The 24779-nt window shown below is 63.9% G+C and carries 19 protein-coding genes; 3 read left to right on the top strand and 16 right to left on the bottom strand.

Going from position 1 to position 24779, the window contains the following annotated elements; genetic code table 11:
• Nucleotides 1–284: 284 nt before the first annotated feature.
• From AC5IJH_RS06035 to AC5IJH_RS06025, 3 genes are read right to left on the bottom strand one after another with little or no spacing between them, the layout of a single operon-like run.
• A complete protein-coding gene (locus AC5IJH_RS06035) occupies nucleotides 285–1760 on the bottom strand; it encodes an efflux transporter outer membrane subunit (RefSeq protein ID WP_491901904.1) in 1476 nt (491 codons plus the stop codon).
• Nucleotides 1757–4936 (bottom strand): efflux RND transporter permease subunit, encoded by a 3180-nt coding sequence (locus AC5IJH_RS06030; RefSeq protein ID WP_491901903.1) that lies wholly within the window; start codon nucleotides 4934–4936, stop codon nucleotides 1757–1759. Before AC5IJH_RS06030 ends, AC5IJH_RS06035 begins: the two co-directional genes overlap by 4 nt.
• Before the next feature lie 3 nt (nucleotides 4937–4939).
• Nucleotides 4940–6193, bottom strand: a complete 1254-nt coding sequence (locus AC5IJH_RS06025) for an efflux RND transporter periplasmic adaptor subunit (protein WP_491901902.1) — start codon at nucleotides 6191–6193, stop codon at nucleotides 4940–4942.
• Between the two features lie 160 nt (nucleotides 6194–6353).
• Between AC5IJH_RS06025 and AC5IJH_RS06020 the strand changes: the two genes are divergently transcribed.
• Nucleotides 6354–7007, top strand: a complete 654-nt coding sequence (locus AC5IJH_RS06020; RefSeq protein ID WP_491901901.1) for a TetR family transcriptional regulator — start codon at nucleotides 6354–6356, stop codon at nucleotides 7005–7007.
• Here AC5IJH_RS06020 and AC5IJH_RS06015 read toward each other — a convergent pair.
• From AC5IJH_RS06015 to AC5IJH_RS05965, 11 genes are all read right to left on the bottom strand, one after another.
• The gene (locus tag AC5IJH_RS06015) at nucleotides 7004–8170 is read right to left on the bottom strand and encodes a cystathionine beta-lyase (RefSeq protein WP_491901900.1); all 1167 of its coding nucleotides are present in this window, start codon (nucleotides 8168–8170) and stop codon (nucleotides 7004–7006) included. The genes AC5IJH_RS06020 and AC5IJH_RS06015 overlap by 4 nt on opposite strands.
• Nucleotides 8171–8419: 249 nt before the next feature.
• Nucleotides 8420–9865: a sensor histidine kinase gene (locus AC5IJH_RS06010; RefSeq protein ID WP_491901899.1), complete on the bottom strand. Its 1446-nt coding sequence runs from the start codon at nucleotides 9863–9865 to the stop codon at nucleotides 8420–8422.
• A gap of 90 nt (nucleotides 9866–9955) precedes the next feature.
• A complete protein-coding gene (locus AC5IJH_RS06005; RefSeq protein ID WP_491901898.1) occupies nucleotides 9956–10432 on the bottom strand; it encodes a DUF4174 domain-containing protein in 477 nt (158 codons plus the stop codon).
• 99 nt (nucleotides 10433–10531) lie between these two features.
• On the bottom strand, nucleotides 10532–11578 hold the full coding sequence (gene ilvC, locus AC5IJH_RS06000) for a ketol-acid reductoisomerase (RefSeq protein ID WP_491901897.1): 1047 nt from the start codon (nucleotides 11576–11578) through the stop codon (nucleotides 10532–10534).
• A gap of 114 nt (nucleotides 11579–11692) precedes the next feature.
• Nucleotides 11693–12328, bottom strand: coding sequence for an acetolactate synthase small subunit (gene ilvN, locus AC5IJH_RS05995; protein ID WP_491901896.1), 636 nt, complete (start codon nucleotides 12326–12328; stop codon nucleotides 11693–11695).
• The gene (gene ilvB, locus AC5IJH_RS05990) at nucleotides 12329–14110 is read right to left on the bottom strand and encodes a biosynthetic-type acetolactate synthase large subunit (RefSeq protein ID WP_491901895.1); all 1782 of its coding nucleotides are present in this window, start codon (nucleotides 14108–14110) and stop codon (nucleotides 12329–12331) included. It lies immediately after the preceding gene.
• Between the two features lie 22 nt (nucleotides 14111–14132).
• The gene (gene ilvD, locus AC5IJH_RS05985; protein ID WP_491901894.1) at nucleotides 14133–15836 is read right to left on the bottom strand and encodes a dihydroxy-acid dehydratase; all 1704 of its coding nucleotides are present in this window, start codon (nucleotides 15834–15836) and stop codon (nucleotides 14133–14135) included.
• Nucleotides 15833–16468: a 3-isopropylmalate dehydratase small subunit gene (gene leuD / locus AC5IJH_RS05980; protein WP_491901893.1), complete on the bottom strand. Its 636-nt coding sequence runs from the start codon at nucleotides 16466–16468 to the stop codon at nucleotides 15833–15835. Before leuD ends, ilvD begins: the two co-directional genes overlap by 4 nt.
• Nucleotide 16469: 1 nt before the next feature.
• Nucleotides 16470–17936 carry a 3-isopropylmalate dehydratase large subunit gene (gene leuC, locus AC5IJH_RS05975; RefSeq protein WP_491901892.1) on the bottom strand — a complete coding sequence of 489 codons (1467 nt, stop codon included), beginning with the start codon at nucleotides 17934–17936 and terminating at the stop codon, nucleotides 16470–16472.
• Nucleotides 17937–17969: 33 nt separating this feature from the next.
• Nucleotides 17970–19079 (bottom strand): 3-isopropylmalate dehydrogenase, encoded by a 1110-nt coding sequence (gene leuB, locus AC5IJH_RS05970; protein WP_491901891.1) that lies wholly within the window; start codon nucleotides 19077–19079, stop codon nucleotides 17970–17972.
• Nucleotides 19076–20305, bottom strand: a complete 1230-nt coding sequence (locus AC5IJH_RS05965; RefSeq protein ID WP_491901890.1) for a 2-isopropylmalate synthase — start codon at nucleotides 20303–20305, stop codon at nucleotides 19076–19078. Before AC5IJH_RS05965 ends, leuB begins: the two co-directional genes overlap by 4 nt.
• A gap of 122 nt (nucleotides 20306–20427) precedes the next feature.
• Here AC5IJH_RS05965 and AC5IJH_RS05960 point away from each other — a divergent pair, with 122 nt between their 5' ends.
• Both AC5IJH_RS05960 and AC5IJH_RS05955 read left to right on the top strand, forming a co-directional pair.
• A complete protein-coding gene (locus AC5IJH_RS05960) occupies nucleotides 20428–21348 on the top strand; it encodes a LysR family transcriptional regulator (RefSeq protein WP_491901889.1) in 921 nt (306 codons plus the stop codon).
• A 141-nt stretch (nucleotides 21349–21489) separates the two neighbouring features.
• The gene (locus tag AC5IJH_RS05955; protein ID WP_491901888.1) at nucleotides 21490–22143 is read left to right on the top strand and encodes an outer membrane protein; all 654 of its coding nucleotides are present in this window, start codon (nucleotides 21490–21492) and stop codon (nucleotides 22141–22143) included.
• Between the two features lie 176 nt (nucleotides 22144–22319).
• Here the strand turns inward: AC5IJH_RS05955 and AC5IJH_RS05950 are convergent, their stop codons facing one another.
• Both AC5IJH_RS05950 and AC5IJH_RS05945 read right to left on the bottom strand, forming a co-directional pair.
• On the bottom strand, nucleotides 22320–22883 hold the full coding sequence (locus AC5IJH_RS05950; RefSeq protein ID WP_491901887.1) for an outer membrane beta-barrel protein: 564 nt from the start codon (nucleotides 22881–22883) through the stop codon (nucleotides 22320–22322).
• Nucleotides 22884–23014: 131 nt separating this feature from the next.
• Nucleotides 23015–24757, bottom strand: coding sequence for a hypothetical protein (locus tag AC5IJH_RS05945; protein WP_491901886.1), 1743 nt, complete (start codon nucleotides 24755–24757; stop codon nucleotides 23015–23017).
• Nucleotides 24758–24779 lie beyond the last annotated feature (22 nt).

The raw sequence follows: 24779 nt of genomic DNA, 5'->3' as shown, positions 1-24779 counted from the left end.
CGAATCATGTGCACCGCGGCGATGAGATCGCACCGCTGGTGGGTGTGGGGAGCCGTGACGGCGAGCTAGCCGGAGATGCACGGCTCGCAGTGGGCTCATTATGGCGGCATTTGGGGGAGCTCTTCTGTTCCACGAAAGTGCCAGCTTGGAACGACAAAGGGGGTGCGGTTCGGAAGTGGGAAAGGAGAACGTAACGGAGGGGTGTCTTTTTGCTAAAGGCGTGGAGCGCGCAAAGACAACGGCCGCCCGAGGGCGACCGTTGTCGAGAACAGCATCAGTTTCGGTTACTGCTGCCAGCCACCGCCGAGCGCGTTATAGAGCTGGACCAGGGTAAGCATCTCGTTCTCGCGTGCCGAGGCCAGTGTCAGCTCACCGGAAAAGAGCGTCGTCTGGTTAGTGAGCACGTCGAGATAGCTCGAATAGCCGCCCTTGTAGCGCATGGTCGAGAGGTTGACGGCGTCGCGTGAGGCGGTGACCAGCCGCTCCTGCTCCTCACGGAACTCGCGGTATTTCTGGTAGGCGACTAGCGCGTTCGATACGTCCTGAAAAGCCTGCGATACGGTCTTCTTGTACGTCAGAACGGCTTCGCGCTGCTGTGCTTCGGTCAGGCGCAGATTGTTGCGGAGGCGGCCTCCTTCGAAGATGGGCTGCGTCGCGGAGGCGCCGTAATTGTAGAGAAAGCCGGGGCCGGTGAAGAGGTTGTTGAGCGCATTGCTGCCGGTGCCGACCTGGCCGGTGAGCGAGATGGACGGGAAGAACGCAGCGCGGGCCACGCCGATCTGGAAGTTGGCCGCGATGAGCGCCTCTTCCGCAGCGCGGATGTCCGGCCGGCGTTCAAGCAGGGTGGAGGGGAGTCCTGCGGGAACGACCGGCATGCGCGGCTGCTGATCGATGGGGAGACCGCGGCGAATGTCGCCGGGGTTCTGCCCGAGCAGGGTTTGCAGCGCGTTCTCTTCCTGCGCGATCTGCCGCTCGAGGTCGGGGATCTGGGCGGAGGCAGTGCTGACCAACTCCTCGGCCTGCCGGACGTCGAGCAGGCTGGTGCTGCCGCCGGTTTCAAGCGTCTGAGTCAGCTTGAGCGACTCCTGCCGCGAGGCGAGAGTGCGCTTCGCGATTTCGAGTTCTGCGTCGAGCGTGCGCAGCTGGAAGTATCCGGTGGCGACGTTCAGGATGACGGTATCGAGGACGTAGCTCTTGTTGAACTGGCTCTGGAGCAGTTGCGCACGCGCGGCGCGAGTGGCATTGCGGTACTGGCCCCAGAAGTCGGGGTTCCAGGAGGCGGAGGTGGTGAGCTCGCCCAGGTGGGTGACGAAGGCGCCAAGGCCGCCGAACTGGGATGAGGGATAGCGCTGCGTGCTGTAGCCCGCCCCGACGCCGAGCTGCGGGAACTGCTGCGAGCGCGTGATGCCGAGCTGTGCCTGCGATTCGAGCACGCGCTCGGCCGCGATCTGCACATCATAGTTCTGCTTGAGCGCGGTGCGGATCAGATCCTGCAGCGCGGGATCGCCGAAGACCTCCCACCACTTCTCATCGCCGAGCGAGAGCGCGCTGGTCGAGGTGTTGCCGGGCTGCCCGGCAAGCTCTTTGCCTTCGCGGTCGTGCGGCGTCTGGCTGACCTGCGTGGCGCCGTTCGTGTCCGCGCCACGGTAGACGACCGGCGGATTGGTCGTGGGTCGCCGATACTTCGGCGCGAGACAGCCGGTGAGTGCAACCGTCAGCAGCGCGGTGGCGCTGGCGGCGATGTGTGCGAATGTCTTCACAGGCCACCTCCGGAGGTGACGGTCTCGCGACGCTCGCGGCTGCGCTCCCGGGCCTGGTCGCGATGCTCGCGGCTGAAGCGGTGCGCGATCTGCTCGACGACGGCGAAGGTGACCGGGATGATGAAGATGGCGATGAAGGAGGCTGCGAGCATGCCGCCGATCACGACCGTGCCGATGATCTGGCGTGAGACACCGCCTGCGCCGCCCGCGGTCCAGAGCGGGATGCAGCCGAGGATGAAGGCGAGAGCGGTCATCAGGATGGGGCGGAGACGCAACCGGGCACCAGCCAGGGCGGCGTCGTAGATGCTCTTGCCGCTGCGATATTCCGAGCGCGCGAACTCGACGATGAGGATGGCGTTCTTGGCAGAGAGACCGATCAGCATGACGAGCCCGATCTGCGCGAAGACGTCATTCTCGAGCCCACGCATGGAGAGCGCCAGGTAGGCGCCGAGCACCGCGATGGGCGTGACGAGCAGGACGCCGAAGGGCAGCGCCCAGCTCTCATACTGCGCTGCGAGGATGAGGAAGACGAACAGCAGCGAGATGGCGAAGACCGTGCTTGGCGCGACGCCCTGCGCGGCTTTCTGCTCCTGGAAGGACAGGCCCTGATAGTCGAGCGCCATGTAGCTCGGCATGGTGTTCTTGAACACCTGCTCGACAGCGGCGTTGACCTGACCCGAACTGTACCCGGGCGCGGGAGAGATGTTGAGTTGCGCTGCGGGGTATTCGTTGTAGCGCAGCGTGAACTCGGGTCCGGTGATGCGGCGGATGCTGGTCAGCGCGCTCAGCGGGATCGACTGACCGGATGCGTTCTGCACGTAGAACTGCCCGATGTTGTTGATGCTGGTGCGCGACGGTCCATCGGCTTCGACATAGGTCTGCCATTGCCGCCCGAAGCGGTTGAAGTAGTTCACCAGGTAGCCGCCCATGAAGGTCTGCAGTGTCTGGTATACGTCACCGAGGTTGACACCTTCCTGCAGCGCCTTGGCGCGATCCACATCGACGAAGATCTGCGGCACGTTGGGCGCATAGGTGGTGATCGCGACCGCGATCTCCGGTCGCTTGCGTAGCTCCGCCATGTACTTGTTCAGGTTGTCGGTGAGCGACTGCGGGTCACCGCCGGAGCGGTCTTCGACGATGGCTGTCACGCCGCCCGAGGAGCCGACGCCCGGGATCGAGGGGGGTGGGAAGGAGAAGGCGAGGCCCTGCTTGATGCCGCCGAGACCCCGAGCGACGTTCTGCTGAATGGCCGTGAACTGCTCATTCTTCGCCTTGCGCTGGTCCCAGGGCTTAAGGGTGACGAAGTAGAAGGCGTTGTAGGTGGACTGCGTGCCGCTGAGCAGGCTGAAGCCGTTCGCCGAGATAATGGACTGGACCCCGGGCGTGCCGAGGATGACCTTCTCGACGCTCTTTGAGGCTTCCATCGTGCGCTGCAGGGACGCGGAGTTGGGCAGCACCATGGCGACGAAGAGATAGCCCTGATCCTCCTGCGGCAGGAAGGCTCCGGGGATATCGCGCCCGACGAAGTACACGCCGATCGAGACGATGACGAGGAAGACCAGCGCGAAGACAGACTTCCGGATCAGGAAGCCCGAGGTGCGCACGTAGCCCTGGGTGACGCGCTCGAAGCTGCGGTTGAACCAGCGGAAGAAGCCGCCCAATGGCCCGCGCTTTTCTTTCTTCGGCCTGAGCAGCAGGGCGCACAGCGCAGGGCTGAGCGTGAGCGCATTGAATGCGGAGAAGATGACCGATATCGCGATGGTGACGGCGAACTGCTGGTAGAGGCGGCCCGTGATGCCGGGGACCGCGGCGGTCGGAATGAAGACGGCTGCGAGGATGAGCGCGATCGCGATGACAGGGCTCGCTACCTGCTCCATCGCGGCGATCGAGGCTTCCTTGGGCGACATGCCCTCCTCGATGTGCGTCTCGACTGCCTCGACGACGACGATGGCGTCGTCGACAACCAGTCCGATGGCGAGCACCAGCCCGAGCAGCGACAGCGTGTTGATCGAAAAGCCGAGTGCGGGGAAGACGACGAAAGTGCCGATGAGCGAGACAGGCACGGCGAGCAGCGGAATCAGCGTCGCGCGCCAGCCCTGCAGGAAGATGTAGACGACGAGGATGACCAGCACGAGCGCGATGACGAGCGTGCGGATGATGTCACTCAGGCCGGCGGTGACCGCCTTGGTCGTGTCGAGCGGGATGGACACGATCATGTCCTGCGGGAAGGTGGTCTGCAGCTCGGCGAGGCGCTTGTGGACAGCGGCCGCAGCTGCGACGGCGTTCGACCCGGGCAGCTGATAGAGCGCCATGATCGACGCGGGCTTGCCGTTGAAGTTGCCGATCAGCGAATACGACTGCGCGCCGAGCTCGATCCGTGCAACTTCCTTCAGCCGCAGCACGGAGCCGTCAGGGTTCGCGCGAATGATGATGTCGCCGAACTCTTCGGGTGTGACCAGGCGTCCCTGGGAGCGCACCGTGTAAGTGAACTCCTGGCCCTGCGGCACCGGGTCGCCGCCGATCTGGCCGGCAGGGTTCACATTGTTCTGCACCTGCATGGCACTGATGATCTGCGGCACGGTGACGCTGAGCTTGGCGAGCTGGTCGGGCTTGACCCAGATGCGCATCGCGTACTGTCCGCCAAAGATCTGGGCACGCGCCACGCCGGGCACGCGCGTCAGCTCGTCGGCCAGGTTGATGTACGCGTAGTTGTTCAGGAACGTGCTGTCATAGGTGCCGTTCGGGGACGAGAGCGCAACCAGCATGAGCGGCGACTGCAGGGACTTGAGCACCTGCACGCCGGCGGTGTTCACCTGGGACGGCAACTGCGGCGTGGCCTGGCTGACGCGGAGCTGCGTGAGCACCTGGTCGATGTCGGGGTTGGTGCCGATGCCGAAGTCAACGGTGATGGAGGTCTGCCCGTTGTTGGCATTGGTGGAGTACATGTAATTCATGCGATCCACGCCGGTGACCTGCTGTTCGATCGGGGTAGCGACCGACTGCTCGAGCGTGTGCGCATCCGCGCCGGGGTAGTTCGCCTGGATCACCACCTCGGGCGGCACGATGTCCGGGAACTGCGACGTCGGCAGGCTGAGCATGGCGACCACGCCGACGATGACCATGATGATCGAGATCACCATGGCCACGATGGGCCGGTTGATAAAGAACTTCGACATGACTTATTTGCTCCCGGTCGCTGCGCCCTGGTTGCCGTTGGCCCCGGGTGCTTCTTCTGCCTGCTCTGCGCTCACCGGCTTCGGGTGCACGGGCATGCCGTCCGCCAGCTTGCCGTTGCCCTCGACCACAACCTGATCGCCGGGGTTGAGACCGCTGGTGATGACCCACTCCTGACCGACCTGCGGGCCGACCACGACGGGGTGGACGTGAACCTTGTCATCGCTGCTGACCACCGCGATCTGATACGACCCCTGCAGTTGCGAGACGGCGCGCTGCGGGACCACGAGTGCGCTTTTCAGCAGGTCCGTCTGCGCGCGCACACGGCCGAACTGGCCGGGACGGAGCAGGTTTTGCGGATTGGGGAAGGCCGCCGCGACCCGGATAGTGCCGGTATTCGTGTTGACCTGGCGATCCACGAAGATGATGCGGCCGGAGCTGCCGTAGACGGTGCCGTTCGACAGGGTCAGCTCGATCGGGACGCGGTTCTGGCTGTGCAACAGATCGCTGCCGCCGCTGGCGCGCACCTTCTTCGATAGCGCGAGGTACTCCTGCTCGCTGATCGAGAAGTAGACCTTGATGGGCTGCACCTGGCTGACAGTCGTGAGCACGGTCTGCTGGTTGACCAGGCTGCCGACCTGCGTGGTTGCGATCCCGGCGATGCCGTCGAGCAGCGAGCGCACCTTGGTGAAGCCGAGGTTGAGCTGGGCTGTTTCGACACCAGCTTCCTGCGCTTTCACCGTTGCTTCATACGCGGCCTGGGTCTGGAGATCGTTATCGAGCTGCGACCGGGCGATGGCACGCGCTTCGGCAAGAGGCGTGTCGCGCTTCACATTGATCTGCGCAAGTTGCAATTGCGCCTGCGCCTGAGCGAGCTGGCCGCGGGCCTGGTCGACCGTCGCCTGGAAGGGACGGGGATCGATCTCATAGAGGACCTGGCCCTTATGGACCTCCGAGCCCTCCTTGTAATCCTGACGGACGAGGTAGCCGGAGACCTGCGGCTGGATCTGCGCGTTGGTGAAGCCGTCCAGGTTGGCGACCCATTCGCCGAAGATCGGCACATCGCGCTGCGCGACCGGCGCAGTGACTACGTCCGGTGGCGGGAAGTGAGGCGGTCCGCCGCCCTGCGCTGGCTTGCTGCAGCCGGCAATCAGCGCGATGCCCGCGAGAAGCAGGAGAAAGGCCGCGGAGGGGCAGCCGGCCAGCGGGCTTGTGCCGGACTCGGAGCGCGACGGGGCGTGGAGGTATCTAGACGTCATTGGAGCCATCCCGGAAAGTGTTGCAGTCAAAGAGGGAGCCAGCGCAACGGGAGCGCGGCAGGGTAGTTGCTCTGCGGAGTAGATGAGGCCACCACGCGGGTGGACTCACGGAATCTGCTCACTCCGAACATCTGGCACATTGTGCCATACTCTGCATAACGTGCAAGTTTATAAAGAGACCGCGACGGAACAAAAGCTGACCGGCCGCAAGGGTCAGGACGCGGGCTCACTGCGCGACCGCAAGCACGCCTTCGTGCTCGAGGAGATCGAGCACGCCGCCTGGGAGCTGTTCGGCGAACTGGGCTTCGAGCGCGCGACGATCGAAGAGATCAGCCGACGTGCCGGCGTGTCGCGGCGGACTTTCTTCCGCTACTTCCCAACCAAGGAGCAACTGCTGGCTTTCAGCGTGGACCGGTTCGGCGAGCGCGTGGCTGAGCGGTTTGCCGCCGCGCCGCGAACGACGCCACCGCTGCTCGCGCTCGAAGAAGCATTCCTCGCGCTCATCCGTGAAGATCCCGAGCATCTGCGCAAGCCCAAGGAGATGATCAAGCTGATGTTCGAGCAGCCGTGTCTGCGCGGGCAGTTTCTCTACTGTGTTCACGGATGGGCACCCGCGTTGAGCGCGGAGCTGGTGCGTCGCAAAGCGTATCGCGGCGACCGTGGCCGTTGCGAATTGGCGGCCACGCTCTACTGTGCCGCGTTCGACCATGCGCATATGCGCTGGTATCGCGAGTCCGGCCTCGACCTGGTTTCGCAATTGAAGCGAAGCTTTCGCCAGGTACGGACCGCGGACGCGGCTGCGAAAGCCCTTTAGGGTTTTTGGTCGCTCTGCATGGCCTGCGCTGCGGCCAGGCTCTGTTCGAGATCGGCGACGAGATCTTCGATAGCCTCGATACCCACCGAGACCCGCACCAAATCGCGCGGAATCTGCTTCTGCTGCCGCAGATGCTCGGGGATGCTGGCATGCGACATGTAGTTGGGCAGACTGATGGTCGAGTTCACGCCGCCGAAGCTGACGGTAATCGTGAGCAGGCGGCAGCCTTCGACCAGGCGCCGTGAGAGCTCTGCATCGCCGGTACGGAAGCTGAGCACCGACCCCGGGCCGCTGGCCTGGCGCTTGTGGATCGCTGCGGCCTCGCCCGTGGCCAACCCGGGGAAGTAGACATCGGTGATGGCAGCGTGCTGCTGAAGGTAGTGGGCGAGCGCGGTGGCGTTGGCCTGCTGCGCGTTCTGTCGCAGCGCCAGTGTCTTGATGCCGCGCAGCACGAGGAAGCTGTCGAACGGTGCAAGACCGCCGCCTTCGCCATTCTGGATCAGATAGAGCTCTTCGGCGAGCGCGGTATCTTTCACGATGACGGCGCCAGCCATGACGTCGCTGTGACCAGCGAGAAATTTCGTCGCCGAGTGGATCACGATATCGCAGCCCAGCTCGAGCGGGCGCTGCAGGTAGGGCGACATGGTGCTGTTGTCGACTGCAACCTGCGCGCCGTGGCGATGGGCGAGGGCGGCAATCTTCTCGAGATCGAGGATCTGGAGCAGCGGATTGGTGGGCGTCTCGAGGTAGAGCAGCTTCACCTTCGGGGTAAGCGCGGCGAGAAGGGCGGCTTCGTCGCTGAAGTCGGCGTAGCGCACTGTGATGTCGCGCTTGGCGAGGATGCGCGAGAACAGGCGATAGGTGCCGCCGTAAAGATCGTCGCAGGCGAGGATCTCATCGCCCGGCTGGAGCAGCCGCGTGACGGCCGTGATGGCGGCGAGGCCGGTGCCGAAGCAGAAGGCGCGTGATCCCGATTCGAGCAGCGCGAGCTGCGTCTCGAGCACGGCGCGCGTCGGGTTGCCGCTGCGCGTGTAGTCATAGTCGCCAAAGCCGGTCGCGGAATCCTGGCGAAAGGTCGCGGTCTGGTAGATGGGCGTATTGGCGGGGCGAAAACGGTCGCCCGGGGCAGGATCGAAGCTCAGCAGCAGGGTTTCAAACTTCAACAGATCACCTCCGGCAAGGTGAGGAGAGCCAGGCTCATGGAAGGGAACCATCCCTTGCGCAGGGAAGGAGTCAGGAGCGTCGCGGGTCCCTAGCCGGCTGGTCTGCGATCGAGCGGAGCGTTAAAGCCCAGGCGCAGACTGCACACCGGCTAGGGTGGGCATGGCCATAGGCATTCGTCCGCCGCAGGGGTAGGTCATGGCCTTGAGGCTAGGGGAAAGCGGCACATGCGTCAAGACGAGGTATCGCGCTTAGTACGCGCCCGTTTGCTGCAGGGGTAGCGAGACCTGGAAGCAGGTGACCCCCGGTGTGCTCTGCAGGGTGAGGAAGCCGCGGTGGAGGCGCACGATGCGTTGTGCTGTATCGAGTCCGAGGCCAAGACCGTGGCCGGGCGCCTTCGTGGTGAAGAAGGGCTCGAAGACACGCGCCTGCAGCTCCTTCGGAATGCCGGGGCCGTCGTCCTCGATCTCGATGGTCAGCATGTCGGAATTGTGCCGGCCGCGCAGCACAATGGTGCCGCGATCGTTGATGGCGTCCAGTGCGTTCTCAAGCAGCAACGTCCAGACCTGGTTCAACTCGCTGCCATAGGCGGAGATGGTCGGCAGGTTCGCCTCGTACTCGCGCACGATCTTCACGTGCTGCAGGCGGGACTGGAGCATGGCGAGCGTGTTCTCGATGCTCTGCGGCACGTACACGTCCTGAATGGGCGCCTGGTCCATGTACGAGTAGTCCTTGATCGCCCTGATCAGGTCGAAGATACGCGCGGTCGAGTCGAGCATCGCCTCGGCCATGCGCTCCGCGCGCAGCGTGGAGGCATGCTGGCCCAGGAGGATCGCTGTGTTCTCCGGCGTGAGGAACGGGGGCAGGGCGTCGAGCTGTTCAGGACTGATGCCCGCCTCGGCAAACTCGGGCGCGATGCGCGAGGCATTCGGCACATGCCGCTCCTCGAGCCAGTGATGGATGGCCTCCTCCCGCAGCGCGACGTCAGCCGGGGTGAGCTCCGGCCGACGGCCCGAGGAGTGGAGGATGCTGCGATCCCATTCGCAGAGCAGATCGACCTGATCCTGCGTGAAGCAGAGCGAGCCGAGACTGAAGCGGCCCCGGCCGAAGATCTCGAGCTCCTTGCGCATGCCGGAGGCCGCGCGCTGCGCCGCCGATGCGGGATTGTTCAGCTCGTGGGCGAGATTGCCCGCAAGCTTGCCGAGCGCGGTGAGCTTCTCCGACTGCTGCTCGATGCGGGTGACCTCGCGCGAGCGATCGAGCAGAATACTGACGACGCGCTGTGCCATTGACGGCACAGCGGCGAGCATCTCCGGAAACATCGACTTCTCATATTCGAGCGCCCACACGTCGGTGGTCGCGATGCCCTGCCCGCCCTGAGTTTGCATGCGGGAGAAGGGAAGCAGGCCAGTGAGCTGTCCCGCGCGTCCATTGAACAGCAGCGGTGCGCCGTTGCTGCGATCGCGCTTCACTTGAATCTCGCCGGTGAGCAGGATTGACATATGGGTGGCGGGGTCGCCCTGCTGGAACAGGATCCCGTTGGCGCGAACGCAGCGCTCCTGGCCGTGCGTGGCCAGCCAGTGGTACTCGTCGTCCGTCATGCCCTGCAGTGGCGCCAGCTTTCGGAGCGCGTCCGTGAGCACGGCAACGCGGTCGGTGGTGGTGACCGGCGGCTGATCGATCAGGCTCTCGCTCACGATGCGGCTCCTCAGGGAACTATGGTAGACCACCCGGCTGTGAAGCGAGCCGGGTCCTTGCGGCAGGATGACAAAGGTACGGAGCGGGACTCATTGGCGTTCCCGCATTTCGTGTCGCCGCATCGGCATGCTGTCGATGGTGCCGAAGAGCCGATCGAGCGTCAGGGGGCGCTGGCTGCGCAACTTCTCAGTGCCGTCCTTGCCGATCAGAATGACTGTGAATGTCTCGTGAATACGGAATCGCTCGTGCACGTTGCGGGACTCCGCTTCCTCGAGTGCGGCGATAGGCAAGCCCGAGGCCGACGGCGCTGCCTGCACGGCACCGCCGACTGGCACGATCAGCAGGTTGCGCTCGCGCAGGCCGTCCGGGTCTGCGCTGAGCTGCTGCATCTGTTCGCGAAGCGCGCTGTCCTCCGCCCCGGACCCGGCGACGAGCAGGACACGGTAGCAGCCGTGCATGGCGGCGAGGGTGGTTGGGTGATCCGCGCATTGCGCCTGTGTCTGGGGCACCGCAAGCCCTCCAGCGAGGAAGAGGGTCGCGACGAACGTGCGGACGAAGCGGCCCATATCCGTAATAGAGCGGAACGGGACAGGTGGGGATGCAAACCTTGCCGCGGTGCGATGTCGAGCAATCAAAGGGCGCTCGATGGCGCCCCTTCTTGTTTCCTAGGCATTGACGACCGGTTCGGGTTCGGCCGAGGGCGACTGCGACGGTGCCGTGACCGGATCGAGGAACGGCATGGCGGCGCGCAGAGTTGCGCCGACCTGCTCGATCTTGTGACCACGTTCAGCAGAGCGGTACTTCTCAAACTGGTGCCTGCCGGTGCGGTTCTCTTCCATGAAGCGACGCGCGAAGGCGCCGCTCTGGATCTCCGCGAGGATCTTCTTCATCTCTGCGCGCGTGGCATCGGTGACGATGCGCGGGCCTGCCGTGTAGTCACCAAACTCGGCCGTGTCGGAGATGGAGTAGCGCATGTAGCTGAGGCCGCCGCGATACATCAGGTCCACGATCAGTTTCAGTTCGTGCAGGCACTCAAAGTAGGCCATCTCGGGCGCGTAGCCAGCCTCGACCAGCGTGTCGAACCCAGCCTTGACCAGCGCCGCCGTTCCACCGCAGAGCACGGCCTGCTCGCCGAACAAATCAGTCTCCGTCTCTTCGCGGAACGATGTTTCGTACACGCCGGCGCGGGTGCAGCCGATGCCGCGCGCGTAGGACAGCGCCAGCGCCTGGGCGTGGCCGCTCGCGTCCTGGTGGACCGCGATCAGGCCGGGGACGCCGCCGCCCTCGGTGAAGAGCTCGCGCACGCGATGGCCGGGCGCCTTGGGCGCGACCAGAGCGACGTCGATCTCCGCCGGCGGCTGGATAAAGCCGAAGTGGATGTTGAAGCCATGTGCAAAGAGCAGCGTCTTGCCGCGCTTGAGGTGCGGAGCGATGTGCTCGCTGTAGACGGCGGCCTGCGTCTGATCCGGCACCAGGATCATGATCACGTCGGCCCACGCGGCCGCGTCTGCAACTGTGTGCACGCGCAGGCCAGCCTTTTCTGCCTTGCTGCGGGATTTGCTGTTGGCCGCGAGCCCGACGCAGACATCGACGCCCGAATCCTTCAGGTTGAGCGAGTGGGCGTGGCCCTGCGAACCGTACCCGATGACGGCGACCTTCTTCGACTGGATCAGCGAGAGGTCTGCGTCCTGATCGTGAAATACCTTGGGCATGATGCTCCTTCTCTTATGACGTCCTGCTGTGGACGTGAAATGCGGATCAGCGCGCGGCTGCGATGCGCGGATGGTTCATGGACGTGAAGTGCAACACGAAAGGCACGGACAAGATTAAATCTCTTCCTCGTGCACGTTTTCGAACTCGTTGGGGAGGAACTCTGCCGCCTCGGGCTTGTCGTTGAAGTCCGGGAGGTCGGGGGCGTGGCCGTTCGGCCGCGTGCCGAGGGCGGAGAGAACGCGGCTGGTGTGATGCCCGCGCCGCATGGCCATGCGGCCGGTACGCGAGACCTCGAGAATGGTGTAGCCGGACTCGGTGATGACCTGGATGAGGCCCTCGATTTTTGAAGAGCTGCCGGTCATTTCGAGCATGATGGACTCCGGCGCAAGATCGACCACACGCGCGCGGAAGACGTTGGCCAGTTCGAAGATTTGCGAGCGCGAGCCCGGTCCGTGCGGCATGGACGGACCGACGGCAACCTTCATCAGGCAGAGCTCGCGAACGACGGCGCCGGCGCGATCCACTTCGTCCACGTGCACCGTCGTCTCCAGTTTGTAGAGCGATGCGCGGATGCGATGCGCGGCATGCTCGTGCGCATCGCAGACGATGGTCATGCGCGAGGTGTCCGGCCGCTCCGATTCGCCCACGGTGAGCGAGACAATGTTGATATTGAGCCGGCGGAAGAGGGAAGCGACGCGCGTCAGCACGCCCGGCTTGTCTTCGACCAGGGCGACGAAGGTGTGGAGCATCTACTCGTCCTCCGCGGTTTCAAGCAGCGGGTCGCGCTGCGGCCGCCGTACCATCTCGTGCAGGGCGGCGCCGGGGGCGATCATCGGGTACACCGCGTCTTCCTTCTCCACCTGGAACTCGATCAGGAAGGGCTGCTGCGATGTACGGGCCGCGGTGATGGCAGGCACCACCTCCCGGCGGCTGGTGACGCGCGCACCGGCGATGCCATGGGCCTCGGCGAGCTTGACGAAGTCAGGCGACAGGATGGGCGACGCCGCATAGTTCTTCTCGTAGAACGCCTCCTGCCACTGCCGCACCATGCCAAGAAAACCGTTATTGATGATCGCGATGTTGATCGAGAGTTGCTCCTGCACGATGGTCGTGAGCTCGGCTGCGGTCATCTGGAAGCCACCATCACCGGCGATCACCCACACATCCTTGTGCGGGCAGGCTATCTTCGCGCCGATCGCTGCGGGTAGCGCGAAGCCCATCGTGCCAAGGCCACCTGAGGTCACCAGCGAGCGCGCTGCCTCATGCTTGAAGTATTGCGCCTCCCACATTTGGTGCTGGCCCACATCTGTAACGATGATGGTGTCCTGTTCGCGACCGGCGCGCTGCGCCTCGCGCCAGATGTCATGGATTACGTGCGCGGCATAGAGGTGGCCATTATCGGGCAGGTTGATGATGTCGCGGACCGCCGCGGTTCCCTTAGAACTGTTGATCTGGCGCAGCCACCCGCTGTCCTGCCGCCGGGGCAGGAGCGGCAGCAGCGTCCCTAAGACGCCCCGGAGGTCGCCTATCAGCGCGACATCCACCTTGACGTTCTTGTTGATCTCCGCGGGATCTATCTCGATGTGGATCTTTTTTGCCTGTGGAGCATAGTGCGCGAGGTTGCCGGTGACGCGGTCGTCGAAGCGCATACCGAAGGCGAGCAGCAGGTCCGCCTCCTGGATAGCCTGGTTGACCCACGACTCGCCGTGCATGCCCATCATGCCGAGGTGCAGCGGATGCGCCGCGGGAAAGCTGCCGAGACCGAGCAGCGTGGAGGCGACGGGGATCTGCTGTGATTCCGCGAAGGTGATCACCTGCTGCTCCGCGCCGGATTGCGTGATGCCGTGGCCTGCGAGGAGGATCGGTCGCTTCGCCTGCTGGATGAGTGCGATTGCCTGGCGAATCGACGCGGACTCTGCGCGCAGCATCGGGTGGGGGCGTGCGGCAGGCGGGGCTGCTGCGGCGAACGAGAATGAGGCTGTGCCCTGCTGCGCGTCTTTCGTGATGTCGACCAGCACCGGGCCGGGTCGGCCGGCTTGCGCGATCTGGAAAGCAAGTCGCAGCGCCGGCGCGATCTCCTCCGCGCGCGTGACGAGGATATTGTGCTTGGTGATCGGCAGCGTGATGCCCGTGATGTCGATCTCCTGGAACGCATCGGAGCCGAGCACCTTCGATGAGACCTGACCCGTGATCGCGACCAGCGGGATCGAGTCAAGCATAGCGGTGGCGATGCCGGTCACCAGATTGGTCGCACCGGGACCGCTGGTCGCCATGCACACGCCGACACGTCCGGATGCGCGCGCGTAGCCATCGGCCATGTGCGCGGCCCCCTGCTCGTGCCGCACCAGGATGTGACGGATGGGAAATTTGCGGAGCGCGTCGTAGATCGGCAGGATGGCGCCCCCCGGGTAGCCGAAGACCTCGCGCACGCCCTCGCCTTCAAGCGTGGCCCACGTGATCTCCGCCCCGGTGAGCAGAGTGTGTCCGTCCGCGGTGGTCGCCGGCAATGTGTGCTTCGGATCTGTGCTCATCGTGCGCACCTTTCCTGTCTGTCTACTGCGTCACTGCACCAAGCGAGGCGGAGCTGACTGTATTCGCGTATTTGCGGAACACCCCGGATTTGTAGCGCGGCTCCGGCGCATGCCATGCCTTCAGTCGGGCTGCAATCGCAGCGTCCGGCACCTCGAGCGTGAGCTTGCGGTTGGGAATATCAAAGACGATCGAATCCCCTTCGCGTACGGCAGCGATGGTGCCGCCAAGCTGCGCCTCGGGGGCAACGTGGCCTGCCATCAGGCCGCGCGTCGCACCGGAGAAGCGGCCGTCCGTGAGCAATGCGACCGTGTCAGAGAGCTCCGGGATGCCCTTGATCGCAGCCGTGACGGCAAGCATCTCGCGCATGCCTGGGCCGCCGCGCGGACCTTCGTAGCGGATCACCAGCACGTCGTTCGGGCGAATCTGTCCGGATTCGACCGCAGCGAAGCAATCGTCTTCGCTGTCGAAGACGCGCGCCGGCCCGCGATGAAAGAGGCGCTCGTGCCCTGCGACCTTGACTACGCATCCGTCGGCCGCAAGATTGCCGCGCAGAATCACAAGGCCGCCGACTGCTTTGAGAGGCTGATCCCATGCGCGGATCACGACCTGGCCGGGTGTCTCCTCTGCTGCGTTCGCCTCCTCGTGGAGCGAGCGGCATGTCACCGTCATGGTGTCCTGAAGCTGCCCGCGATCGAGCAGGCGCTTCGCCAGTACGCGTGAGCCGCCGGCCTCCTGGTAGTCCTTAGCGACGTACTTGCCGCCGGGGGTCAGATCGCAGATGAGTGGCGTCTGCTCGCTGATGCGGTCGAAGTCTTCCATCGTGAGCTCGAGGCCCATCTCGCGCGCGATGGCGATGAGGTGCAGCACGGCATTGGTGGAGCCGCCGGACGCGCAGACCGCGGCGATGGCGTTCTCGAGCGCCTGCCGCGTGATGATCTGCGATGGCCGGAGGTCACGACGCACCAGCTCCATCACCAGCCGGCCAGCTTCGCGGCTGGATGAGAACTTCTCCGGGTGTGTGGCTGGCACGCCCGAGATTTGAATGGGTGAGATGCCGAGGAACTCGCCGGCCATCGCCATGGTGTTGGCCGTGAACTGGCCGCCGCAGGCGCCCGGGCCAGGGCAGGCTGCGGCTTCGACCGCTTCGAGCTGCTCGTCCGTGATGCGGCCGGCCGCGTGCGAGCCGATCGCTTCGAAGACATTTTGAATGGTGATGTCGACCAGGCTGCCATCCGGCTGCTTCAGCTTGCCGGGCGCGATCGAGCCGCCGTAGAGCATCAGCCCAGGGATGTCGAGGCGGCACATGGCCATGATGGTGCCCGGCATGTTCTTGTCACAACCAGCGATACAGACTATGCCGTCAAATAGATTCCCGCGCGCCACCAGCTCGACCGAGTCGGCGATCACCTCACGCGAGATGAGCGATGCCTTCATGCCCGGCGTGCCCATCGTGATTCCGTCCGAGATAGTGATCGTGTTGAACTCCATCGGAGTGCCGCCGGCTTCGCGAATGCCCTGCTTCACGGCCTCGGCGATGTCGCGCAGATGCACGTTGCAGGTGCCGATCTCGGTCCATGTGTTGGCAATGCCGATGATGGGCTTGTGCAGATCGTCTTTGCTGAACCCGACGCCGCGCAGATAGGAGCGGGCAGCGGCCCGGCTCGGCCCCTCGGTCAGTGCGGCGGAGCGTCGCTTGGCTCCGTTCGTGTGCGTTGTGCTGCTCATGCGATACCTGCCTTTGGCGCAAACCAGGGTTCCCGATCATGCTGCTGCTCGTACGCATCGAGCGCGGCAGCGTGACGCAGTGTCAGCCCGATGTCATCGAGGCCATGCAGCAAACATTCCTTACGGAAGGGATCCATTTCGAAGTGCGCATGAAAGCCAGCGGCATCGGTCACAGTCTGCTGTTCGAGGTCGATGGTGATCGCGTGCTGCGCATTCTGTGTGACGCGGTCGAGCAGCGTGTGCACTTCGGCTTCGGTGAGGCGCACGAGCACGATGCCGTTCTTGCCGGCGTTCGAATAGAAGATGTCGGCGAAGCTGGGCGCGATCACTGCGCGAAAGCCGTACTGCTGGATCGCCCACGCAGCGTGCTCGCGTGAGGAGCCGCAGCCGAAGTTTTTCTCTGCCAGCAGGATCTGCGCGCTGCGATGCTCTGGTTTGTTCAGCACGAACTCCGGGTTGGGCTCGCCGGCATGCGTTCCATCCTGGATGCGACGCCAATCGTAGAACAGGAAATCACCGTAGCCGGTGCGCTCGATGCGTTTCAAAAACTGCTTGGGAATGATCTGATCGGTGTCGATGTTGGGGAAGGGCAGCGGCGCAGCGGTGCTGGTGAACGTGCGAATCGGCTCCATATCAGCGGGCTCCTTCTTTCGCGAAAGCGGGCTCCGCAGCCGCGGGCGATGCCGCTGCAGGCCACTTCCGGATATCAGTGAGGTGCCCGGTGATCGCGGCTGCCGCGGCCATCACGGGTGAGAGCAGATGCGTCCGTCCGCCGCGGCCCTGGCGACCCTCAAAATTGCGATTGCTGGTGGACGCGCAGCGCTCGCCGGGTGCAAGGATGTCCGGGTTCATGCCCAGACACATGGAGCAGCCCGGCTCGCGCCACTCGAATCCTGCGTCGAGGAAGATGCGATCAAGCCCTTCCTTCTCCGCCTGCTGCTTCACATCCTGCGATCCGGGGACGACCATTGCGCGCACCGTGGTGGCGACGTGATGTCCACGCACGACCCCGGCAGCAGCGCGCAGATCATTGATGCGCGCATTCGTGCAGGAGCCGATAAAGACGCGGTCGACCGCGATTGCTTCCATCGGCAGACCGGGCTTCAGGTCCATGTACTCGAGCGCGCGCTGATAGCTCTTACGGTCGGCTTCACTGGCCGTACTTTCGAGTGCGGGAACGGTGCTGTCGATCCGTGTGACCATGCCGGGCGATGTGCCCCAGGTGACGCTCGGCGCCAGGTCGGCGGCATCGATGACAAGCTCGCGGTCGAACGGCGCGCCCTCATCGGAGCGCAACGTACGCCACTCCGCAACGGCGTCGTCCCATGCCTCTCCGTGCGGAGAGAAGCGCCGGCCCTTGAGGTAGGCGAACGTCGTTTCGTCGGCGGCAATCATGCCGGCGCGCGCGCCCGCTTCGATGCTCATGTTGCACACCGTCATGCGCTCTTCCATGGAGAGCGCGCGAATGGCTGAACCCGCGTACTCGACGACATAGCCGGTCGCGCCGTCGGTGCCGATGCGGCCAATGATGTCGAGGATGATGTCCTTCGCGGTGACGCCGGCGGGCAGGTCACCTTCCACGCGGATGAGGAATGTGCGTGGCTTCGACTGCGGCAGCGTCTGGGTCGCCATTACATGTTCGACCTCCGAGGTGCCGATGCCGAAGGCGAGTGCCCCAAACGCGCCGTGCGTGGAGGTGTGCGAATCGCCGCAGACGATGGTCATGCCGGGCTTGGTGGCGCCCAGCTCTGGCCCGATCATGTGCACGATGCCCTGGCTTGCATCCTGCACGTCGAAGAATTCGACGCCGAACTCGGCGCAGTTGCGGCGCAGCGCTTCCACCTGGCGCGCGGCAATCTGGTCAGCGATCACCAGCCGATCCTGCACGCTGGTGGTGGGCACACTGTGATCCACCGTTGCGATATGACGATCCGGACGGCGCAGGAGACGGTTGGTGAGACGCAGGCCTTCGAAGGCCTGGGGCGAGGTTACCTCGTGCACGAGGTGCAGGTCGATGTAGAGCAGCGTCGGCTCGCCCGCGGGCTCGGCGACGACATGCTTCTGCCAGACCTTCTCGAAAAGTGTTTGCGGCTGTGACATGAAGCTTCGATTCCTCGTTGCGAAAGTGGAGAGCTAGACAGCGTGCAGCGACTGGTGCCGCTCGAGCGTGTCATTCAGGATACTGTTTACCAGCGCCGCCATCTCCTGCGTGGAACTGGCAGCCTGGCGCGGGTCGCCGGCGCGAAGCAGGTCGGCGGTGCGATGCCCGCTCTCGAGCGCGCTGCGCACGGCTGCTTCGACGGCCTGCGCTTCTGCTTCCAAATGTGCCGAGTGACGCAGCAGCATGGCCGCGGTCAGGATGGCGCCAAGCGGATTCGCAATGCCCTTCCCCGCAATGTCCGGCGCTGAGCCGTGCACCGGCTCGTACAGGTTGACAGCACCACCGATCGTGGCAGACGGCAGCATGCCGAGCGAACCCGTGATAACGCCCGACTCGTCCGAAAGAATGTCACCAAAGAGGTTCTCTGTGAGAACGACGTCGAAATTGCGAGGCGTATTCATCAGGTGCATGGCACAGGCGTCGACGTACTGGTGCTCGAGCGTGACCTGCGGGTATTGCTGTGCGATCTCGGTGACTGTGGCGCGCCAGAGCTGCGAAGTCTCGAGCACGTTCGCCTTATCGACCGAGGTGAGCTTGCGCCGTCGCTGCATGGCCAGCTCGAAGGCGATGCGAGCGACGCGGGCGACCTCATCGCGCGTGTAGCGCATCGTGTTCCAGGCGGAGTTGGTTTCGCGCTGCCAGCCGCGCGGCTGGCCAAAGTAGAGGCCGCCGAGCAGCTCACGCACGAACAGGATGTCTGCCCCTTCGATAACCTCCGGCCGGAGTGGGGAATTGGCAGCGAGCGCAGGATGGGCAAACGCGGGCCGCAGATTGGCAAAGCCGCCGAGCGCCTGGCGGAGTTGCAACAGGCCCGCCTCGGGCCGGCGATCGGGCGGCAGCGAGTTGAACTCGTTACCGCCGACAGCGCCAAGCAGCACAGCATCGCTCGCCTTCGCCTGCTCGAGCGTCTTCGCCGGGAGCGGGGTGCCCTCGGCGCGAATCGCGGCTCCGCCGATCAGCGCGTCGGTAAACGTGAACTCATGACCACCCGCATCGGCCACACTGCGCAGCACGCGCACGGCTTCGCGCGTGACCTCAGGACCGATGCCGTCGCCGGCGACTACCAAAACTTTCAGCTTCATTGCGCTGCCTCGACCGCCACAAGTGCGGGTGTGCTGACCTGTGCTGCCAGCGCGATCAGGTCCTGGTCATAGACTGCCTTCTTGCGATCCGCCAGTTCGACGAAGCGGTGATAGAACGCATCGAGCTGCTCGGCGGTGAGCGTATGCCCGAGTTCACTGAGGCGGTGCGAGAGCGCGTGCCGGCCGGAGTGCTTGCCCAGCACCATGCTGTTCGACGGCACACCGACAGAGGCCGGCGTCATGATCTCGTAGGTGAGTGGGTTCGCGAGCATGCCGTGCTGATGAATGCCAGCCTCATGCGCGAACGCATTTGCGCCCACCACTGCTTTGTTCGGCGCAGGCCGGAAGCTGATGCGCTCGCCCAGCATCTGGCTGGTCGAGTAGAGCAGTGCATTGTCGAGCGAGTGCCGATAAGGGTACTTGTCGCGCCGCACCATCAAGGCCGCAGCGATCTCTTCAAGTGCGGCGTTGCCGGCGCGCTCGCCGATGCCATTGATGGTGCATTCGATCTGCCGCACCCCGGCGCCCAGCGAGGCTAGGCTGTTGGCGACGGCCATGCCGAGATCGTCATGGCAATGCGCCGACAGCGTTATGCCCGCGGCTGCAGGAACGCGGCGCAGAATCTCCGTGAACATCAGGGCGTAGTCATCTGGGGTTGAATAGCCGACTGTGTCGGGCAGGTTGATGGTGGTGGCACCTGCATCGATCGTGGCGGCGACGAGTTCAGCAAGATAATCGATGTCGCTGCGCGTCGCGTCCTCCGCAGAGAACTCCACGTCATCGACGTAGCTGCGCGCCTGGCGCACCGCGGCGACTGCCTGGTCGAGCGCCTGCTGTCGCGTGATCTTCAGCTTCACTTCAAGGTGCAGGTCGGAGCTGGCGAGGAATGTATGAATGCGGGCGCGCTTCGCGAGGTCGAGTGAACGCGCTGCGCGTTCGACATCGAGCGAGCGGGCGCGCGCGAGTGAGGCGACAATCGGACGGCTGACTGCTTTGCTGATCGCGCGGATCGCATTGAAGTCGCCATCGGAGGAGATCGCGAAGCCGGCCTCGAGAATATCGACGCCGAGATCTTCAAGAGCATGCGCCATCTCGATCTTTTCGGCAGTCGTCATGCTGCAGCCGGGTGACTGCTCGCCGTCGCGCAACGTGGTGTCAAAGAAGATGATGCGGTCGCAGGGACCTGCCTGCGGGCCGGCCCCTGCCATTCCGTCTTGGTTCGCCATGGAGAGTCCTCGAACACCATCTTGGGGGATCATGTTGCATAATGCAAATTTATTGTTATTGGAGTTATGATTAGTTTCTCTTATGTGGCCCCTCTGCGAAAGCGGGGCCGCGAGCTTCTCTTATGGACCTGCAGCAACTGGAAACTTTTCTCGCCGTTGTCGAAGAGCGCAGCTTCTCCCGCGCGGCGCAGCGGCTGTCCCGCACGCAGCCAGCGGTCAGCCAGGTCATCCGCAAACTCGAAGTCGAGTTAGGTGAGCCGCTGTTCGACCGCGCGCAGCGTGACGGCTCGCTCACGGCGGCAGGCGATGTGCTGCGCGACTATGCCAGCCGCATGGTGGGGCTGCGTGTCGAGGCGGAGAGCGCCGTCCGCGAGCTGAAGCGCCTCGAACGCGGCCACCTGAGCCTCGCGGCCAACGAGTACACCACGCTCTACCTGCTGCCGCTGCTCGATCGCTTCCGGCGCGTCGCGCCGCATGTGTCGCTCTCTGTGCAGCGCACGCTTGCGAGCCGCGTGCCGGAGGATTTGCTGACCCGTCGCGCGGAACTGGGCGTGCTCTCGTTCCGTCCGGACCCGGAGCAGTTTCGCTCGACGCTCGTTTATCTGGATGGCGTGGCGTTCGTGGTCCATGCAAAGCACCCGCTGGCCGGCAGGAAACGCGTGCCGCTGCGCGAGCTGGGCGCGCAGAACTTTGTTGCGCACAACGTCGCGTCGCCACTGCGGCGGCAGATCATCGCGACCTTTGAGCAGCACAAGACGCCGCTCAACATTGGGGTAGAGCTGCCGAGCCTCGAGGCGGTGAAGCGCTTTGTCGCGATGGGCAACGGCGTCGCGTTTCTGCCGGAGCTGGCCGCGGCGCAGGAGATCGAAGCCGGCGAGCTGGTCAAGGTACCGATCCCTGAGGTCCGGCTGGAGCGTCAGCTTCGCCTGGTCCACCGCCGCGATGCGATGCTGTCCCACTCGGCGGTAGCGTTCCTGCAGGCGGTGCGAGCCTATTCGCAGGAGCATGGACGACCGTTCCTGTTCACGGTTGACCCGGCGTGAGCGGCAGAGCGCGCCGCAGGGAAGAGAAACGGCAGGTACAATTGGTCAGAACGCCAGGATCAAACCTGTTGTGACTTTGGCCGTCCGGGAAGCGCCGGCGCGATGCGGTGCCGTGCTCCACGCGTAGAGGTTCAGGACTGAATGAAGAAGATTTCGTTGCTGTTACTGCTGTTGCCAGTCTTGGCGACAGCGAGCTGGGGGCAGGAGAGCCGCCAGGATGCAAGCGTCAGCGGCACGTTGGTGGTTCCGCCGTATGTGACCGGACAAGCGGTCTACCAGTCGGGATGCTACGCGCCCACGATCGCCATCTCTTCGAGTGCACCGAAGTCGAAGGGCGGCAACTGCTACGGTCCTGGTGTACTGGCGAGCTACCGCTACATGGTGACGCCGCGTAGCGCCCTCGAAGTGAACTATCAGTGGGCGCAGTACTACACCAACTTCAAGACCAGCACGCTCAACAATGACGTGCACACGCGCATGCAGGAGATCTCTGCCGCGTACGTCCTGAACTTCCACTTTCGGAACCTGAATCCGTTCGCCGAAGCCGGCGTTGGTGGCTTTATGTTCAGCGGGCTGGATAGCTCCGGGACCACGCGCTTCGGGCCGAAGCGCACGACCAACATCGGCGCGCTCTACGGCGGCGGCATCGCCTACGAGCTCAGCCCCAGCTTCGACATTCGCGCGGAGTATCGCGGCATCATCGTCAAGGCTCCGAACTTCGGCTTCAGCGACTTCGACACCAAGCGCTACTACAACATCTCAGCGCCCGCGGTCGGCATCGCGTACCACTTCTAAGCAGCGGCACAACTCAGCAAGAGGCCCGGCCATACGGCGGGCCTCTTGCTGTTTCTGCTCGTGGTCAGATTGAGGGTGAGCGGGGAACACCGTGAGCGGACCACGCGAAACGGGAACTGCTGCGAGCGTAGAAAAGCCCCGGCATGCGCCGGGGCTTTTTCTGTGAGACGTGCCGCTTAGAAGATCCGGTAAGAGGCGCCCACCGCGAAGCCATTCGGGGTGAGTCCGTTGGGCCGGTTCTTCGGGGAGAGCTGCGGATCCGGCGGTCCGATGAAGCCGGGCCAGATCTGGTATTCGTACTCGGCGCGCAGATAGATGCGGCGCGTCAGGCGATAGTCGAGGCCGCCACCGAGCGCGATATCCAGATAGGTGCCGTGCGCCTGATTCGCGGGAAAGTTGAAGTAGCCAACGCCGAATAGACCCTTGCCGTAGAACGTGTAGCGCTTGTGATGAAAATTGATCTTCGGGCCGACGACGTAGTTGTCTTCGTGGATGTTCGCGAGCTGATGGAAGCGATGGAAGCGGACTTCAGCCTCGGCACCGAGTCGTGGGCTGAGATCGTAATCGACGAAAGCTCCAATGCCGTAGAGCCGCTGATATCCATAGTCCGGATCGAAGTCCGAGAACGTGCCACCCACATAAAGCTGTTGGTTGCCACCCCGGCCGGCTGCTACGACCTGGGCTCGACTCAACGTCGGGAGAAGGAGGAGAGCGGCGATGCACAGAAGCTTTTTGGTCACGGGGTCTCTCGAGACTGCAGGGTTGCAAATAAACACAAGGCGGGTTTTTGAGGCCCGCCTCTGACAGAGTACCGGAAAAGCACGAAACGCGAGAACGATGTTTTCGTTCTCGCGCTCATGGATTCAGTCAGTTACTGCTGAGGTTGAGTAGAGGGCTTCGCGCTGGCCTGGTCCGGCTGCGCTGGCTGCGGTTGCGCCGAAGCCTCTGCACCCTGGTTCTGGTCGTAACGCGACAGCTTGTAATACACCGGTGTGACTTCGAATGGCATCTTGTCGCGTGCGTTGAGAAGCGGAACCGGATTCGCCTTCAGCATATAGACCTTATCGTCCCATGCATCGGTGCGCAGTCGGCTGCCAAGCGGCAGTGCTGCGATCTGGTCCAGCTTGTCCTGATCGAGCTTCGGTGCGCGCTTCGCGACCGCCTGCATCCATGGCTCGCCAGCGCTGTTCAGCAGTGAGTCGCCAAGCCGCGGTGTGTTCAGAGCCGCGAGCTCCTTTTCACGCTGCTGTAACTGTACGAAGTAGAGACCAGCGTTCGGCAGCTTGTCCTTGTAGATTGATTTATCGAGCAGCGCGATCGCCTTTTTCGCGGCATCCACATCATCTTGATCGGTGTGGTGCATCTGGATGCGCTCAAAGGTCGACTCGTCGGGGAAGAGCAGCCGATCGTTAAAGGCGTACTTGGTGTCGATGTGGTGACCGAGCACGATGTGCGCCAGCTGGAAGGAGAGCACCGAAGCGAGCGCCTCTTCCGTCGGCAGTGTATCGACCAGGCCCTTGCTCAGGATGATCGTGTTGCCGACCGCGATCGATTCGAGCGGGGTCGTCAGCATGATGCGGCAGTGCACCGGAGCAGCGAGCTCGATGTTGTTGCCGATGATGATGTTGTTGGTGACCTGCTCGAGAATCTTATCGAAGTCGCTGGGTGCGGCCAGCAGGCCGGCCTGCGTCAGACGGTCGAGCACGTTCTCTTCGGCCTGTGAGATCCACTCACGCTGCGCCTGGAGCGGGCTAACGTCGTCCGAGTTCGCGCTCTGATCCGTCACGTCGTCGATCTTGACCGACTCGTTGTCCGACTGGTGCGTGGGCACCTTGAGCGAGTAGCCCCAGATCTGCGTGTGTGCCTTGAACGCGACCGGGTGCTCCTTGTCCTTCTTCGAGGTCTCCTCGACATAGACGCCGACCGGGAGCCACACACCAGGCTGCAGGTTCTGACGCCAGCTGTCGAAGTGGAAGTAGTCGTTATCGTCGGCCTTGTCCTGCATCTCGCCGCCGGTGTAGGTGCCGTTGAAGCGCACTACATTGCCCGAATCGTTATCGATCCAGATGCGGCCGGTGAAGCGACCATTGCCGAGGCCCTGCTTGGGGTGCACGTCGAATACGTCACAGCGCACGGTGCCCAAGAAAGCCTTGCGCACGGCGACGAAGTCATAGTGCTGCTGATCGAAGCCGCTCGGATCGATGAACATCATCTCCAGGAAGCCGTCCGGCATGTAGCGGACGTTACCCGGCAGCAGGCTCTTCGAGAGCAGACCCATGGCAGCGAGGGAGCCTTTAAACATGCCCTTGTTCGCGCCGCTGGCCTCGCCGTCGGAGTACGACTTGCCGTAGAAGGTTTTACCGAAGTCGACGCGCTGCAGGATGTACTGGTCGGAGACCGGCACAGCGTACAGCTTGGCATCGCCCTTCATGTTCTGGATATAGGTCTGAACCAGGGGCGACTTCTGTTGAATGCCCTTGATCGTGATCTTCTCCGCAGCGATGGCTTTCTTGACCAAGGCGTTCTGCTCGGGAGTCAGGGCGGGAGCGGAAGGGAATTTTTCCTTCTTTGCCTGAGCACTCGTGACGCCAAGCGTCAAGAGCAGAGTTGTCATCCAAAAATTCCGCAGATTCATT

Origin of the sequence: Candidatus Dedyshia acidiphila, assembly GCF_051025295.1 — a bacterium.
GTDB lineage: Bacteria > Acidobacteriota > Terriglobia > Terriglobales > Acidobacteriaceae > KBS-83.
Note: the sequence above shows the minus strand (reverse complement) of the source record. Positions and strands in the feature narration are given on the sequence as shown.